General features: G+C 63.4%; 16 protein-coding genes. 6 read left to right on the forward strand and 10 right to left on the reverse strand.

Going from position 1 to position 14,312, the window contains the following annotated elements; translation table 11 throughout:
* The first annotated feature begins 12 nt into the window (after positions 1 to 12).
* The 3 genes from thrC to L6D64_RS23765 all read left to right on the forward strand — a co-directional run bounded on the left by thrC (position 13) and on the right by L6D64_RS23765 (position 2,301).
* Positions 13 to 1,422, forward strand: coding sequence for a threonine synthase (gene thrC / locus L6D64_RS23755; protein ID WP_027920098.1), 1,410 nt, complete (start codon positions 13 to 15; stop codon positions 1,420 to 1,422).
* Positions 1,423 to 1,551: 129 nt separating this feature from the next.
* Positions 1,552 to 1,941, forward strand: coding sequence for a histidine kinase (locus tag L6D64_RS23760; RefSeq protein WP_176509755.1), 390 nt, complete (start codon positions 1,552 to 1,554; stop codon positions 1,939 to 1,941).
* A gap of 78 nt (positions 1,942 to 2,019) precedes the next feature.
* Positions 2,020 to 2,301: a DUF3509 domain-containing protein gene (locus L6D64_RS23765; RefSeq protein ID WP_176509754.1), complete on the forward strand. Its 282-nt coding sequence runs from the start codon at positions 2,020 to 2,022 to the stop codon at positions 2,299 to 2,301.
* A 138-nt stretch (positions 2,302 to 2,439) separates the two neighbouring features.
* Here the strand turns inward: L6D64_RS23765 and L6D64_RS23770 are convergent, their stop codons facing one another.
* Entirely contained in the window at positions 2,440 to 3,297 is an 858-nt protein-coding gene (locus L6D64_RS23770; protein WP_176509753.1) for a TIGR02285 family protein, read from the reverse strand.
* An 11-nt stretch (positions 3,298 to 3,308) separates the two neighbouring features.
* Positions 3,309 to 4,508 (reverse strand): CaiB/BaiF CoA transferase family protein, encoded by a 1,200-nt coding sequence (locus L6D64_RS23775; RefSeq protein WP_176509752.1) that lies wholly within the window; start codon positions 4,506 to 4,508, stop codon positions 3,309 to 3,311.
* Between the two features lie 133 nt (positions 4,509 to 4,641).
* Between L6D64_RS23775 and L6D64_RS23780 the strand changes: the two genes are divergently transcribed.
* Together L6D64_RS23780 and recJ are read left to right on the forward strand one after the other, a co-directional pair.
* The gene (locus L6D64_RS23780; protein ID WP_054887014.1) at positions 4,642 to 5,184 is read left to right on the forward strand and encodes a YaeQ family protein; all 543 of its coding nucleotides are present in this window, start codon (positions 4,642 to 4,644) and stop codon (positions 5,182 to 5,184) included.
* A gap of 30 nt (positions 5,185 to 5,214) precedes the next feature.
* A complete protein-coding gene (gene recJ, locus L6D64_RS23785) occupies positions 5,215 to 6,924 on the forward strand; it encodes a single-stranded-DNA-specific exonuclease RecJ (RefSeq protein WP_176509751.1) in 1,710 nt (569 codons plus the stop codon).
* Positions 6,925 to 7,044: 120 nt separating this feature from the next.
* Here recJ and L6D64_RS23790 read toward each other — a convergent pair whose 3' ends face one another.
* Both L6D64_RS23790 and L6D64_RS23795 read right to left on the reverse strand, forming a co-directional pair.
* Positions 7,045 to 7,308 carry a DUF3077 domain-containing protein gene (locus L6D64_RS23790; protein WP_176509750.1) on the reverse strand — a complete coding sequence of 88 codons (264 nt, stop codon included), beginning with the start codon at positions 7,306 to 7,308 and terminating at the stop codon, positions 7,045 to 7,047.
* 143 nt (positions 7,309 to 7,451) lie between these two features.
* Complete coding sequence (locus L6D64_RS23795) at positions 7,452 to 7,733, reverse strand: hypothetical protein (protein WP_152958133.1); 282 nt, start codon at positions 7,731 to 7,733, stop codon at positions 7,452 to 7,454.
* A gap of 454 nt (positions 7,734 to 8,187) precedes the next feature.
* Between L6D64_RS23795 and L6D64_RS23800 the strand changes: the two genes are divergently transcribed.
* Entirely contained in the window at positions 8,188 to 9,294 is a 1,107-nt protein-coding gene (locus L6D64_RS23800; RefSeq protein ID WP_176509749.1) for an NADH:flavin oxidoreductase/NADH oxidase, read from the forward strand.
* Positions 9,295 to 9,303: 9 nt separating this feature from the next.
* On the opposite strand, the gene L6D64_RS23805 is transcribed toward L6D64_RS23800, so the two are convergent.
* The 6 genes from L6D64_RS23805 to L6D64_RS23830 all read right to left on the reverse strand — a co-directional run bounded on the left by L6D64_RS23805 (position 9,304) and on the right by L6D64_RS23830 (position 14,259).
* Positions 9,304 to 9,636, reverse strand: a complete 333-nt coding sequence (locus L6D64_RS23805; RefSeq protein ID WP_176509748.1) for a type II toxin-antitoxin system HicB family antitoxin — start codon at positions 9,634 to 9,636, stop codon at positions 9,304 to 9,306.
* Positions 9,633 to 9,887 carry a type II toxin-antitoxin system HicA family toxin gene (locus L6D64_RS23810; RefSeq protein WP_082432364.1) on the reverse strand — a complete coding sequence of 85 codons (255 nt, stop codon included), beginning with the start codon at positions 9,885 to 9,887 and terminating at the stop codon, positions 9,633 to 9,635. The genes L6D64_RS23805 and L6D64_RS23810 overlap by 4 nt, the downstream gene beginning before the upstream one ends.
* A 188-nt stretch (positions 9,888 to 10,075) precedes the next feature.
* Positions 10,076 to 11,500: a gamma-aminobutyraldehyde dehydrogenase gene (locus L6D64_RS23815; RefSeq protein WP_176509747.1), complete on the reverse strand. Its 1,425-nt coding sequence runs from the start codon at positions 11,498 to 11,500 to the stop codon at positions 10,076 to 10,078.
* An 18-nt stretch (positions 11,501 to 11,518) separates the two neighbouring features.
* On the reverse strand, positions 11,519 to 12,325 hold the full coding sequence (locus L6D64_RS23820) for an ABC transporter permease (RefSeq protein WP_176509746.1): 807 nt from the start codon (positions 12,323 to 12,325) through the stop codon (positions 11,519 to 11,521).
* Positions 12,315 to 13,217, reverse strand: a complete 903-nt coding sequence (locus L6D64_RS23825; protein WP_060512591.1) for an ABC transporter permease — start codon at positions 13,215 to 13,217, stop codon at positions 12,315 to 12,317. Before L6D64_RS23825 ends, L6D64_RS23820 begins: the two co-directional genes overlap by 11 nt.
* A gap of 1 nt (position 13,218) precedes the next feature.
* Entirely contained in the window at positions 13,219 to 14,259 is a 1,041-nt protein-coding gene (locus L6D64_RS23830; RefSeq protein ID WP_176509745.1) for an ABC transporter ATP-binding protein, read from the reverse strand.
* Positions 14,260 to 14,312: the final 53 nt, after the last annotated feature.

Genomic DNA, 14,312 nt, shown 5'->3' on the forward strand with positions numbered 1-14,312 from the left:
AGGTTTGCACCCATGCGCTATATCAGTACCCGCGGCCAGGCTCCGGCCCTGAATTTCGAAGACGTGCTGCTGGCTGGCCTGGCCAGCGACGGCGGCCTGTACGTCCCTGAGAACCTGCCTCGCTTCACCCAGGAAGAAATCGCCTCCTGGGCCGGCCTGCCGTATCACGAGCTGGCCTTCCGGGTGATGCGCCCGTTCGTCGAAGGCAGCATCGCCGACGCCGACTTCAAGAAGATCCTCGAAGAAACCTACGGCGAGTTCGCCCACGCTGCGGTCGCCCCGCTGCGCCAGCTGAACAGCAACGAATGGGTGCTCGAGCTGTTCCACGGCCCGACCCTGGCCTTCAAGGACTTCGCCCTGCAACTGCTCGGTCGCCTGCTCGACCACGTGCTGGCCAAGCGCAACGAGCGTGTGGTGATCATCGGCGCCACCAGCGGTGACACCGGTTCGGCCGCCATCGAAGGCTGCCGCAGCTGCGAAAACGTCGACATCTTCATCCTGCACCCGCACCAGCGTGTGTCGGAAGTGCAGCGTCGGCAGATGACCACCCTGTTCGGCGACAACGTCCACAACATCGCCATCGAAGGCAACTTCGACGACTGCCAGGAAATGGTCAAGGCCAGCTTCGCCGACCAGTCGTTCCTCAAGGGCACCCGCCTGGTCGCGGTCAACTCGATCAACTGGGCGCGGATCATGGCCCAGATCGTCTATTACTTCCATGCGGCCCTGCAGCTGGGCGGCCCGGCCCGTTCGGTGGCATTCTCGGTACCGACCGGCAACTTCGGCGATATCTTCGCCGGTTACCTGGCGCGCAACATGGGCCTGCCGGTCAGCCAGCTGATCGTCGCCACCAACCGCAACGACATCCTGCACCGCTTCATGAGCGGCAACCAGTACGTCAAGGAAACCCTGCACGCGACCTTGTCGCCGTCCATGGACATCATGGTTTCGTCCAACTTCGAGCGCCTGCTGTTCGACCTGCACGGCCGCAACGGCGCCGCGCTGGCCGAGCTGATGGCCACGTTCAAGCAGGGTGGCGGCTTCAGCGTCGAGCAAGACCGCTGGACCGAAGCGCGCAAGCTGTTCGATTCGCTGGCGGTCAGCGATGAGCAGACCTGCGAGACCATCGCCGAGGTGTTTGCCGCCACGGGTGAGGTGCTCGACCCGCACACCGCGATCGGCGTCAAGGCCGCCCGCGAGTGCCGCCGCAGCCTGGACACGCCAATGGTGGTGCTGGGCACCGCCCACCCGGTCAAGTTCCCTGAGGCGGTGGAGAAGGCCGGTGTCGGCAAGGCGCTGGAGCTGCCTGCGCACCTGAGCGACCTGTTCAGCCGTGAAGAGCGTTGCACCGTCTTGGCCAATGACCTGAAGGCTGTTCAAGCCTTTGTCAGCCAGCACGGTAATCGCGGCAAGCCTTTGTAATCGCATGGCTTTCGGGGCTGCGATGCAGCCCCGGATTGCAAAAAGTTCCTACCTCTTTTGCGGAATTGTCCTATGTAAGGCTGTGAAAGCCTTGTCTAGAGTGGCCGGTCCTTTACCAAGGAGCGGCACATGCGACAGCCCTTCGTGTTGATTCACCCGGCACGCCCATCCCACCAGATCCTCCTGCACCAGGCCTGCAACGCCATGGGCCTGTTCAATGTGCGCGTCACCCACGACCTGGCCGACCTCGACAGCTGCCTGGCCCGTCCACCGCGCGCTGACCTGCTGATTCTCGAGCATGCCGTGAACGATGGCCTGGCCTTGCTCGAACGGGCCTGTAGCACCCGTGCCGTGCTGTTTGTCGGGCATGCCAACGCGGGTTCCCCGAACCTCGCCCATGAAGCCCGGCGCCAGGGCCTGTGGGTGCTCGCCGACCTCCCTTGGCCGCTGCCAGTCCGGCGCTGGCAACGCGCCCTGCAACGTATTCAAACTGTCACGTCGCCCACGCATCCTTACTGAAACAGCCGGGGCGTAACGAACTTTTCGCCACGCGTGCTGGTCAGTTCCTTCATGTCCCATTACATGCGAGTGATCCGGATGGAAAGAATCTGCAGACTGCTCAACGACGCACTAACGCCCTACCAGGCCATGCTGGGCGCCACGGATGCCAACGGCAACCGTCAATTGACCGTGTACGATAGCCTCGGCGGCACGGCCTTGCGGCGCACGGTCAGCCAACGCCAGCTGCAGGAGCAAAGCCTGCTGATTGACCTGGTGGACGGCTTGCACCGTGACTTGCAGATTGTCGAGGGGCGCTTGCAGCCCTGCGTGATCGCGGCCTTGCAACAGCGCCAGCAGCCACAGGGAACCTTTGCCTGAAAGGCTTATCCTAAACATCAAGGGCAGCCGACCAGTGCACAGCTCCGGCACTGGCGGGTTGTCGTGGAAAGTCCATCAGGGCTTTCGATTGGCCCCGGGCGTCCACCCCAGCGTCCGGGGTTTCTTTTTGCCTGTTTGTCAGTGGCTTTCGAAAAAGTGCTGGCTCTCTTCCAGGTAGGCTGCGCGCAGCTCCGGGTCGAGCCAGTGTGCGTACAGGGCGGGCAGGGTATTCATGCGCAGGGCCGGTAGCAACTGGTCGATGTGGCTTATGGCGGTGCGCCCCAGTGGCGTGTCCGAGCAGCCTACATGCAGAAACTGATAGCGGGTCACACCCTGGATCGGATGGAACTGATAGTCCGCCGGCGAGCCACCTTGTTGTTGAATCAGGTAGCGCAACTCAGGCCAGTAGCCCAGCACCAGTTGCAGGCGCCCGAGCTGTTGCATCTGCAACAGGTTGGCGGTGGCATCGTTGCCGTAGTGGCGGCTGAACGCCGAGTCGGGCAGCTGTCGCAGGATTTCGTCGACCTGGCTGCTGTAGCTGCGCTCGGCGACGATGCCCAGCTTCAGCGGGGTATTGCCGAGCAAGCCCTTGAGGTCGACCTGCTGGCCATCCAGGTAGGGTGCCAGCAGCGCCTGCCCGCTCTTGCGCACCACCACGCCGCTGCTCAGCACGCCCAGCATCGGTTGCGAGAAGTGCACGAACTTCGCCCGCTCTGCAGTCCACAGCAGTGTCGGGTCGCAGGTGAAGCTGGACGGGTCCTGGAGCATCTGGAGCCCGCGCGCACGGTTTACCCGGATGATGCTGTGCTCGTATTCGGGCATCTGCTCGATCAGCAGCGGCAGCATCTGGTCGATGACCCCCTGGCCTTTCTCCGTGCCTTCGAACACGGTGAAGGGCGGCAGGTCGCGCACCAGCCACAGCAGGCGTTCCTTGGCCTGTGCCGGCGTTACCAGCAGGGCAAGCAGCAGGGCGCAGTACAGGGCTGGCGAACGCATCGGCAGCCGCTTCAGACCGTGCCCGCCTGGCGCAGGCTGGTGATCGCCGCCTGGTCGTAGCCCAGGCCAGCCAGCACGCTATCGGTGTGTTCACCCAACGTCGGACCCACCCATTCGGCAGAGCCCGGGGTATCCGAAAGCTTGGGCACGATACCCGGCATCTTGAACGGCTTGCCGTCTGGCAGGCGCGCCTGCAGGAACATTTCGCGGGCCAGGTACTGCGGGTCGCTGAACATGTCCTCGGCCGAGTAGATCCGGCTGGCCGGCACTTGCGCGTCGTTGAGCACCTGCATCAGCTGGTCCAGCCGCAGGCTGTTGGCCCAGCGGTCGATCACCCCGTACAGCTCGTCGCGCCTGGCATCGCGGCCATCATTGCTGGCCAGGCTCGGGTCGTCGGCCAGGTCGGCGCGGCCTATGGCCTGCATGAAGCGCTTGAAGATGGCGTCACCGTTGGCGCCGATCTGCACATGCTTGCCGTCGGCGCTGGTGTGGATGGAAGAGGGCGTGATGCCGGGCATGATGTTGCCGGTACGCTCGCGGATGAAGCCGAACACGTCGAACTCCGGCACCATGCTTTCCATCATGGCGAAGATCGCCTCGTACAGCGCCACGTCCACCACTTGGCCCTGGCCACCATTGACCTCGCGATGACGCAGTGCCATCAGCGCGCCAATCACGCCCCACAACGCAGCGATCGAATCACCGATGGAGATCCCGGTGCGTACGGGCGGGCGGTCGTCGAAGCCGGTGATGTAGCGCAACCCGCCCATCGACTCACCGACCGCACCGAAGCCCGGCTGATCCTTCATCGGCCCGGTCTGGCCGAAGCCGGACAGGCGCACCATGACCAGGCGCGGGTTGAGCGCGTGCAGCACGTCCCATCCCAGGCCAAGTTTCTCCAGCACGCCAGGGCGGAAATTCTCGATCAGGATGTCGGCCTCAGCGAGCAGGCGCTTGAGCACCTCGCGGCCTTCGGGGTGCTTGAGGTTGAGTGTCAGCGACTGCTTGTTGCGCGCCTGCACGAACCACCAAAGTGACGTGCCCTCGTACAGCTTGCGCCACTTGCGCAGCGGGTCGCCGCCGTCCGGCGACTCCACTTTGATCACTTCAGCGCCGAATTCGGCGCAGATGCGTGAGGCGAACGGCCCGGCGATCAGGGTGCCGAGTTCGATGACTTTCAAGCCGGCGAGGGGTTTGCTGGGCGTAGACATTAGGCATCCGTGGCAACTGGTCAGAGCCGTGGTTTTAGCATAGGTCCGAAGCGGCCGATACTGCTCCGGCGCAAGCGCAGGCAGGATCGGTTAGACTAGCGGCCTTTTCTTTACGCACGAAGCCCATTCGACCATGGCCCAGCCGTCCACCACGTACAAATTCGAACTGAACCTGACCGACCTCGATCGCGGCGTATATGAAAACGTCCGCCAGACCATTGCCCGTCACCCTTCGGAAACCGAAGAGCGCATGGCCGTGCGCCTGCTGGCCTATGCCCTGTGGTACAACGAGAACCTGTCGTTCGGCCGTGGCCTGTCCGATGTCGATGAAGCGGCGCTGTGGGAAAAGAGCCTGGACGACCGCATCCTGCACTGGATCGAAGTCGGCCAGCCGGATGCCGACCGCCTGACCTGGTGCTCGCGCCGCACCGAACGCACCAGCCTGCTGGCCTACGGCAGCCTGCGGGTGTGGGAAGGCAAGGTGGTGGGCGCGGTCAAGGGCCTGAAGAACCTGAGCATTGCCGCCGTGCCGCAGGAAGTGCTGGAAGTCCTGGCCACCGACATGCCGCGCACCATCAAATGGGATGTGATGATCAGCGAAGGCACGGTATTCGTCACCGACGACCGTGGCCAGCACGAAGTGCAACTGCAATGGCTGCTCGGTGAGCGTGGCTGAACCGACTGACACCTGACTGCCGAAGACACCATGCGTATCGAACCTCGCCCGCTGCCCCCGACCCTGCCATTCCTGGGTAACCTGCCACCCCTGCTGACTCGCCTGTACGCCGCCCGTGGCGTGCAGTCCGAGGCCGAACTGGACAAGAGCCTGGCGCGGCTGGTGCCGTATCAGCAGCTCAAGGGCATCGAGGCCGCGGTGGACCTGCTGGTCGAAGCTCTCGACCAGCGCCAGCGTATCCTGATTGTCGGTGACTTCGACGCCGACGGCGCCACTGCCAGCACCGTCGGCGTGCTTGGCCTGCGTCTGCTGGGCGCGGCCCACGTCGACTACCTGGTGCCCAACCGCTTCGAATACGGCTACGGCCTGACCCCGGAGATCGTCAAGGTCGCGCTCGAGCGCCAGCCAGACCTGCTGGTGACCGTCGACAACGGTATCTCCAGTGTTGAAGGTGTTGCCGCCGCCAAGGCGGCCGGGCTCAAGGTGCTGGTCACCGATCACCACCTGCCAGGCCAGCAGTTGCCGGATGCCAATGCCATCGTCAACCCGAACCAGCCTGGCTGCGACTTCCCGAGCAAATCGCTGGCCGGCGTCGGGGTGATCTTCTACGTGCTCATGGCCTTGCGCGCCCGGTTGCGCAGTATGGGGCGTTACGAAACGCAGCCGCAGCCGAACATCGGCGAACTGCTCGACCTGGTCGCCCTGGGCAGTGTGGCCGACGTGGTGCCGCTGGATGCCAACAACCGCATCCTCGTCCACCAGGGCCTGGAGCGCATTCGCGCCGGCCGCGCGCGGCCTGGCCTGAAGGCCATCCTGGAGGTGGCGCGACGCGACCATCGGCGCATCACTTCCACCGACCTTGGCTTTATCCTCGGCCCACGGCTCAATGCTGCCGGGCGCCTGGACGACATGAGCCTGGGCATCGAATGCCTGCTGTGCGAAGACGCAGCCCTGGCCCAGGACATGGCCCAGCAGCTGGATGACCTGAACCAGGACCGCAAGTCGATCGAGCAGGGCATGCAGCGCGAGGCCCTGGCCCAGCTCAAGGATTTGCCGGTCGAGTCCATGCCTTATGGCCTGTGCCTGTTCGATGCCGATTGGCACCAGGGCGTGATCGGGATTCTGGCCTCGCGCCTGAAAGAGCGTTACCACCGGCCAACCATCGCCTTCGCCGATGCTGGCGACGGCATGCTCAAGGGCTCGGCGCGTTCGGTGCCGGGCTTCCACATTCGCGACGCACTGGATGCCGTGGCAGCGCGTCATCCGCAGTTGATCAGCAAGTTCGGCGGGCATGCCATGGCCGCGGGCTTGTCCCTGCCCGAAAGCAATTTCCCGGCGTTTGCCGAAGCGTTCGATGAAGAGGTCCGGCGCCAGCTGCGTGAAGAGGACCTGACCGGTCGTCTGCTCTCGGACGGCAGCCTGGCGGTGGAGGAGTTCCACCTCGACCTGGCCAAGGCCCTGCGCAATGCCGGCCCTTGGGGGCAGCACTTCCCCGAGCCGCTGTTCCATGGGGTGTTTCAGTTGGTGGAGCAGCGCGTGGTCGGCGAGCGGCACTTGAAGGTGGTGCTCAAGAGCGAGTGCGGGTCGGTGCGGCTGGATGGTATTGCCTTTGGCATTGACCGTGATGTGTGGCCGAACCCGACGGTGCGCTGGGTGGAGCTGGCGTACAAGCTGGATGTGAACGAGTTTCGTGGGAATGAGAGTGTGCAGTTGATGATTGCGCATATGGAGCCGCGCTGAGTTTGCCGCAGGAGCCCGCCGTGGTTATTCCAGTGGGGCACAAATCGAGCGCCGCCCGCACGGCGCTCGATCTCATAGGCGCTGCAGTCCTTTCGGCGAACACCTGGCCGCCCAGACACGTTAGCGTGTCATGCCTAACTCGGCATCATCCATCAGTGCCTTGGCCATGGCACTGAGGTAATGGGATGCCCAGATCATCATCGGTTTTTCATCCATCAGGCCGTTGATGGTCAGTTCTCTTACATAGCCCATCAACTCCGAGGCCTGCTCGCGGGCATCCCGGCAGGGGATGCCGGGTTCGATGCGGAACAGGGGATGAGTTTGGTGTTCGCCTTGGAAGAAGGTGGTTTTGCCGACAGTGAATTGGGTGTCGTCTGTGCTCATCGATTCCTCTCCTGAAATTTCTCGACTGCCTGTTATGGCCTCTTCGCGGGTAAACCCGCTCCCACAGGGTCATCACAGTCTCGAAGACTTGCGCCTGACCTGTGGGAGCGGGTTTACCCGCGAAGAGGCCCGCAAATCCAACCTCAATGAAGGTTGGTACTCCGCTCCAAGGCCAGTGACAGTGCATCCGCCTGGCCCCAGGCAATCTGCATGGCACGCAACCCATTCACCAGCGACTCCCGGGTGCGATCATCTTCGATGGCATCGAGGGTTCGGTGGCAATGGTTGTAGGCAAGCATCAGGTAATGGGTGACGTTCATCACCACGTGGTCGATGGGCACGATGCCCTCGCTGACGGCGTTGGTGAGGGTCTTGTCGGACGGAAGGTCGAAATGGTGGGGTGGATCGGGGACTATTTTCTTCATATGGAACGACTCGTAAGGTTACTGATTGACCAACCTGTCCGATTCCACACGGATGGGTGGCAGTTGTACGCGGTGTGGAATCCAGGCTACGAGTAAACCCGGTAGGCTTTGCGGCCTCCCGCGCACAACTGCCATGACGACAGCAACTCAGTAATTGACCAGGATTCCACTCCCGGACGCTAAACATCAGCGACACGGAAAAGCCTAAAGGGCGGTGTTTCCAGGGACAATCAGACGCGAGTCGACAGGGCTTGTAGGATATTTTCCTTAGCTAGGCCCCGCCAGTTCATATGTGTAGGAAACGTCTGATACATGCGTCAGACCGGTCAGCAATCCCACTGAACCTTCCCCCCCATCAATCTGGTCTAGTCTGATTAATGACCGGCACCGGGCCAGGGATGTGCACTTGAGTGTCCGGGCCGGATCACCATTGGAGTCCTTGGGAGGTGCCCTCATGAGCCTGCTGCTCGAGCCTTACACCCTGCGTCAGCTGACGCTGCCCAACCGCATCGCGGTCTCGCCGATGTGCCAGTATTCTGCCGTCGATGGTCTGGCCAACGATTGGCACCTTGTTCACTTGGGCAGCCGCGCCGTGGGTGGCGCTGGCCTGGTCATCAGCGAAGCCGTCGCGGTGACTGCCGATGGTCGCATTACCGCCGAAGACCTCGGCCTGTGGAACGACGCCCAGATTGCCCCGTTGCAGCGCATCACGCGTTTCATCACCGCGCAAGGCTCCGTGCCCGGCATCCAGCTGGCCCACGCCGGGCGCAAGGCCAGTACCTATCGGCCCTGGCTGGGCAAGCAGGGCAGTGTGAAGCTCGAAGACGGCGGCTGGCAGCCGGTGGGCCCGTCGAAGATTGCCTTCGACCCGCAGCACACACCGCCACGCGAGTTGAGCAAGGACGAGATCCAGGACGTGATCAACGCCTTCGTCGCCTCGACCCAGCGGGCGCTCAAGGCCGGCTTCAAGGTGGTCGAGATCCACGCCGCCCATGGTTATCTGCTGCACCAGTTCCTTTCACCGCTCAGCAACCAGCGCCGCGACGAATATGGCAGCTGCTTCGAGAACCGTATCCGCCTCACCCTGCAAGTGGTCGAAGCGGTGCGCAGCGTCTGGCCGGCCGAACTGCCGCTGTTCGTGCGGGTATCGGCGACCGACTGGGTGGAGGATGGCTGGAACCCGGATGAAACCGTCGAACTGGCTCGTCGCCTGCGGGTGCTGGGTGTCGACCTGATCGATGTGTCCTCAGGTGGTACCTCGGTCAACGCCGAAATCCCAACAGGCCCCGGTTACCAGACGCGCTTCGCCGAGCGCGTGCGCAAGGAGGCGGAGATCGCCACTGGCACCGTCGGCATGATCACTGAGCCTGCCCAAGCCGAGCACATTCTGCGCACCGGGCAGGCCGACGTGATCTTCCTTGCGCGGGAACTGCTGCGCGATCCTTACTGGCCGCTGCATGCCGATGATGATCTGGGTGGTAACAAAGCTACCTGGCCGGCGCAGTATCAACGGGCGACCAGCCGCGCCAATCCAATTCACGAGTCGGATTTGCGGGATTGATCGCTTGTTTTAACTGAAAGCAGCTTGGCTGAGGATGTCACTTACCCATTGGTTGATGCTCTTTTCCGCCAGCTCGGCTTTGGCAGCCACGCTGGCGTGAAGAGCAGGTTCAAGACGCAGGCTCAACTTGCCGGAGTAAGCTTTCTGAGGCTCCCTCCCGAGCTTTTCGCAGGTCTCGATGTAGTCATCGACAGCCTCTTCGAATGCTCGCCTTAGCTCACTGATCGATTCTCCGTGAAAACCGATCACGTCGCGTATGCCGGCCACATGACCGATCAGTAATTGGTCTTCGTCACTGTATTCAATGCGTGCGGCATAGCCGCGGTAAGTCATTACATTCATGGTGTTACTCCTGCCTGTTCCAGGAACTGGCGCGCGCTCCGCACCTGATAGGATTTGGCATCCTTGTCGGGATGAGGTCGATGGAATGTGGCAATGGTTCCATTGAGCTCAAAGCGCACTCGCGATCCACGGCCCTCGATCGCCGTGGCGCCTATCGATATCAGAAATGACTCCAATCTCGCCCATTCCAGCGACTTTGGAACCGGTTTTTTGAAAATGGCCTCAAGGGTCGATCTTTGATGATTGTTCATGGTATCAGGATATGATACCAGTAAAGTGTCGGTATGTAGGATGAGCTGGGCCCTATCTGTGGGAATCGTCTTGCGGGCTGCTTTGTGCAAAGCATGAGTGGAGCGATGCGGCGGAGATCGAGCGCCGCCCGCGCGGAGCTCGATCTCACAGGCGGTGAACAACTACCGGCATACCCACCCGCCCCGCCTCAATGCTTGATCATCACATGCCGCACACAGGTGTAATCCTCCAGCCCATACATCGACATGTCCTTGCCATACCCCGAATGCTTCTGCCCGCCATGGGGCATTTCGCTGACCAGCATGAAGTGGGTATTGACCCACGTGCAGCCATACTGCAAGCGCGCCGCCAGGCGGTGGGCGCGGCCGGTGTCGCGGGTCCACACCGATGAAGCCAGGCCGTAATCGGAATCGTTGGCCCATTCCAGCGCCTGCTCCTCGGTGTTGAAGCGGGTCACCGACACCACCGGCCCGAACACCTCGTTGCGAACGATCTCGTCATCCTGCAAGGCGTCAGCCAGCACGGTCGGTTCGAAGAAGAAACCATCCCCAGCAATCACCTTGCCGCCCGTCACCAGGCGGATGTGCGGCTGGGCGATGGCGCGCTGGACCAGGCCGGCCACCTTGTCGCGATGCTGGGCGCTGATCAGCGGGCCGAGTTCGGTGTCCTCGGCATCCTGCAGGCCAGCCTTGAGGCTGGAAACGGCCTTGCCCAGGCGCTCGACGAAGCGCTCGTAGATACCCGCCTGCACATACAGGCGACAGGCCGCGGTGCAGTCCTGGCCGGCGTTGTAGAAGCCGAACGTGCGGATGCCGTCGATGGCCGCGTCGATATCGGCGTCGTCGAACACCAGCACCGGCGCCTTGCCGCCCAGTTCCATGTGCATGCGTTTCACACTGCTGGCGGTGGCGCCAATGATGTGTGCGCCAGTGGGAATCGAACCGGTCAGCGAGACCATGCGCACCTTGGGGTGGGTGACCAGCGGGTTGCCGACCGTCTGCCCGCGGCCGAAGAGGATGTTGAGCACGCCGGGCGGCAACAGGTACTTGGCCAGTTCGCCCAGGCGCAGGGCGGTCAGCGGGGTCAGCTCGGAGGGTTTGATGACTACCGTGTTACCCGCCGCCAACGCCGGGGCGACCTTCCACGCCAGCATCATCAACGGGTAGTTCCACGGCGCAATCGAAGCCACCACACCCAGCGGGTCGCGGCGGATCATCGAGGTATGGCCCGGCAGGTATTCACCTGCCGCCGAACCGCCGAGGCAGCGTGCGGCGCCGGCAAAATAGCGGAATACGTCGGCGATGGCCGGGATTTCATCATTCAGGGCCGCGGCAAACGGCTTGCCGCAGTTCTGAGACTCGAGTCGGGCCAGTTCATCGCCATGGGCTTCGAGGGTGTCGGCCAGCGCCAGCAGCACCAGCGAGCGCTCCTTGGGGCTGGTCTGAGACCAGCTGTCGAACGCCTGGTCGGCGGCGCGCACGGCGGTATCGACCTGGGCCTCGGTGGCTTCGTTGATTTGCGCCAGGGCGCTGCCTTCGGCCGGATTGAGTACAGTCCAGGCAGGGCCTTCGCCCGCGACCAGCTTACCGTTGATCAGCATTCGGGTTTGCATTGAGGGACTCCTTGAGGGTCATTTGGCACTGCCCGCGACGCTGTCGCCGCCACGGGTCAGGTAATAGGCGCCGAGGATCGGCAACATGGTCACCAGCATCACCAGCATGGCGACCACGTTGGTCACCGGCACGTCGCGGGGGCGGCTGAGCTGGTTGAGCAGCCAGATCGGCAAGGTCCGCTCGTGGCCGGCGGTGAAGGTGGTGACGATGATCTCGTCGAACGACAGGGCGAACGCCAGCATGCCCCCGGCCAGCAGGGCCGAGCCGAGGTTGGGCAGGATGATGTAGCGGAAGGTCTGCCAGCCGTCGGCACCGAGGTCCATGGACGCCTCGATCAGGCTCTGCGAGGTGCGCCGCAGGCGGGCGATCACGTTGTTGTAGACGATCACCACGCAGAACGTGGCGTGGCCTATCACGATGGTGAACACGCCGGGCTCTATCCCCAGGCTCTTGAATGCCGAGAGCAGGGCGATGCCGGTGATGATGCCGGGCAGGGCGATCGGCAGGATCAGCATCAGCGAGATGCTCTCCTTGCCGAAGAAGTTGCGCCGGTACAGCGCCGCCGAGGCCAGGGTGCCGAGCACCAGCGCGATCAGCGTGGCCAGGCAGGCCACCTGCAATGACAGCTTGATGGCTTCGAGCACGTCGGGGCGGGCGAGGGCCACGCTGAACCAGTTGAGGGTGAAGCCCTTGGGCGGGAAGCTAAACGCCGCATCCTCGGTATTGAAGGCGTACAGGAAGATGATAAAGATCGGGAAGTGCAAGAACAGCAACCCGCCCCAGGCCGCCAGGCGCAAGCCGACAGACGCTTTTTCAGAGTGCATCGAAGGCCCCCAACCGCTTGACGATGGACAGGTACACCGCGATCAGCACGATCGGCACCAGCGTGAACGCCGCCGCCATCGGCATGTTGCCGATCGCCCCTTGTTGGGCATAGACCATACTGCCGATGAAGTAGCCCGGTGGGCCGACCAGTTGCGGCACGATGAAGTCGCCCAGGGTCAGCGAGAAGGTGAAGATCGAGCCGGCGGCAATGCCGGGGATCGACAGCGGCAGGATCACCTGCCAGAAGGTTTGCCCAGGCCTGGCTCCCAGGTCTGCCGAAGCCTGCAGCAGCGACGGCGGCAGGCGCTCCAGTGAGGCCTGGATCGGCAGGATCATGAACGGCAGCCAGATGTACACGAACACCATGAAGCGCCCCAGGTGCGAGGTCGACAACGTGCTGCCGCCTACGCCGGGCACGGCCAGCACGGCCTGCAGCAGGGCATCCAGGTGCAGCTGCTGGACGAACCACTGGGCCACGCCGCCCTTGGCCAGCAGCAGGGTCCAGGCGTAGGTCTTGACGATGTAGCTGGCCCACATCGGCATCATCACCGCGATGTAGAAGAACGCCTTGGTCTTGCCGCTGGTGTAGCGCGCCATGTAGTAGGCGATCGGGAAGGCCAGCACCGCACTGGCCAGCGAGACCGCCACGGCCATGGTCAGGGTGCGCAGGATGATGTCGAAGTTGGACGGGTTGAACAGCGCAGCGAAGTTGCCCAGGGTCAGTTCCGGGGTAACCGCCATGGTGAAGTCGTCGAAAGTGTAGAAGCCTTGCCACAGCAGACTGAGCAGCGAGCCCAGGTAGATGGCGCCGAACCAGGTCAGCGGCGGGATCAGCAAGAGCGCCAGGTAGAGATTGGGGCGCCGGTACAGCAGGTCGGACAGGCGGCGCATGTCAGCGCGCCTCGGCCAGGACGGTTTCCTGCAGCGCGGTCATCGCCTCGCGTGGCCAGCGCACCTGCACCTGCTGGCCGGCCTGCCAGGGCTGCGGTTGTGCCTGCCAGCGGTCATTGGCGTGGCTCACAGCCAGCAGCTGGCCGTTGTCCAGCTCCACCTCATAACGCGTGGCACTGCCCTGGTACTGGATATCGCGCAGCAGGCCACTGAGCTGGACGTCATGCGCCTGGCCGGCCTGCTCCACCAGGCGGATATGCTCCGGACGAATGGAAAACGGCGAGCGACTGCCACTGAGCTGCTCGGCGAGGTCGCCCCGTATGACATTGGAGGTGCCGACGAATTCGGCGACGAAGGTGGTCGCGGGTTTCATGTACAGGTTGCGCGGCGTGTCTACCTGCTCGATGCGCCCGCGGTTGAACACCGCCACCCGGTCCGACATCGACAGTGCTTCGGTCTGGTCGTGGGTGACGAAGATGAAGGTGATGCCCAGCTGACGCTGCAGTTTCTTCAATTCGCCCTGCATCTGTTCGCGCAGCTTCAGGTCGAGCGCGCCCAGCGGCTCGTCGAGCAGCAGCACCCGTGGCCGGTTGACCAGGGCGCGGGCCAGGGCCACGCGCTGGCGCTGGCCGCCGGAGAGTTGCGCCGGCTTGCGTTCGCCGTAGCCGGCCAGGGCGACCATGGCCAGCGCTTCTTCGGCGCGGGCATGGCGTTCGCCCTTGTCCACGCCCTTGACCTTGAGGCCGTAGGCGATGTTGTCGCGCACGTTCATGTGCGGGAACAGGGCGTAGTCCTGGAACACGGTGTTGACGTCGCGCTGGTAGGGTGGCACGCCAGCGGCCTCGACACCATGGATGCGGATCGAGCCGCTGTCGGGTTGCTCGAAGCCGGCGATCAGCCGCAGGCAGGTGGTCTTGCCCGAGCCGGAGGGGCCGAGCATGGAGAAGAATTCGCCGTCATCGATGTCGATGCTGACCTGGTCGACGGCCTTGACCTCGCCGAAGGTGCGGGAAACCTGAGTGAACTGGACGGCTAGGGGCATTGCATTGGCTCCGTTCGATTCCTGTCTCCTGGACTGGCCTCTTCGCGGGCAAG

Source organism: Pseudomonas urethralis, from assembly GCF_021602465.1.
Taxonomy (GTDB): domain Bacteria; phylum Pseudomonadota; class Gammaproteobacteria; order Pseudomonadales; family Pseudomonadaceae; genus Aquipseudomonas; species Aquipseudomonas vlassakiae.

Bases quoted from the DNA above. Each gene is read 5' to 3' on its own strand.
- L6D64_RS23825 (WP_060512591.1), bottom strand. From the start codon at position 13,217: ATGCGCCGCCTGTCCGACCTGCTGTACCGGCGCCCCAATCTCTACCTG.
- L6D64_RS23765 (WP_176509754.1), top strand. From the start codon at position 2,020: ATGGAAAGAATCTGCAGACTGCTCAACGACGCACTAACGCCCTACCAG.
- L6D64_RS23790 (WP_176509750.1), bottom strand. From the start codon at position 7,308: ATGAGCACAGACGACACCCAATTCACTGTCGGCAAAACCACCTTCTTC.
- L6D64_RS23770 (WP_176509753.1), bottom strand. From the start codon at position 3,297: ATGCGTTCGCCAGCCCTGTACTGCGCCCTGCTGCTTGCCCTGCTGGTA.
- L6D64_RS23815 (WP_176509747.1), bottom strand. From the start codon at position 11,500: ATGCAAACCCGAATGCTGATCAACGGTAAGCTGGTCGCGGGCGAAGGC.
- L6D64_RS23810 (WP_082432364.1), bottom strand. From the start codon at position 9,887: ATGAACAATCATCAAAGATCGACCCTTGAGGCCATTTTCAAAAAACCG.
- L6D64_RS23775 (WP_176509752.1), bottom strand. From the start codon at position 4,508: ATGTCTACGCCCAGCAAACCCCTCGCCGGCTTGAAAGTCATCGAACTC.
- L6D64_RS23780 (WP_054887014.1), top strand. From the start codon at position 4,642: ATGGCCCAGCCGTCCACCACGTACAAATTCGAACTGAACCTGACCGAC.
- L6D64_RS23830 (WP_176509745.1), bottom strand. From the start codon at position 14,259: ATGCCCCTAGCCGTCCAGTTCACTCAGGTTTCCCGCACCTTCGGCGAG.
- L6D64_RS23795 (WP_152958133.1), bottom strand. From the start codon at position 7,733: ATGAAGAAAATAGTCCCCGATCCACCCCACCATTTCGACCTTCCGTCC.
- L6D64_RS23760 (WP_176509755.1), top strand. From the start codon at position 1,552: ATGCGACAGCCCTTCGTGTTGATTCACCCGGCACGCCCATCCCACCAG.
- recJ (WP_176509751.1), top strand. From the start codon at position 5,215: ATGCGTATCGAACCTCGCCCGCTGCCCCCGACCCTGCCATTCCTGGGT.
- thrC (WP_027920098.1), top strand. From the start codon at position 13: ATGCGCTATATCAGTACCCGCGGCCAGGCTCCGGCCCTGAATTTCGAA.
- L6D64_RS23820 (WP_176509746.1), bottom strand. From the start codon at position 12,325: ATGCACTCTGAAAAAGCGTCTGTCGGCTTGCGCCTGGCGGCCTGGGGC.
- L6D64_RS23805 (WP_176509748.1), bottom strand. From the start codon at position 9,636: ATGAATGTAATGACTTACCGCGGCTATGCCGCACGCATTGAATACAGT.
- L6D64_RS23800 (WP_176509749.1), top strand. From the start codon at position 8,188: ATGAGCCTGCTGCTCGAGCCTTACACCCTGCGTCAGCTGACGCTGCCC.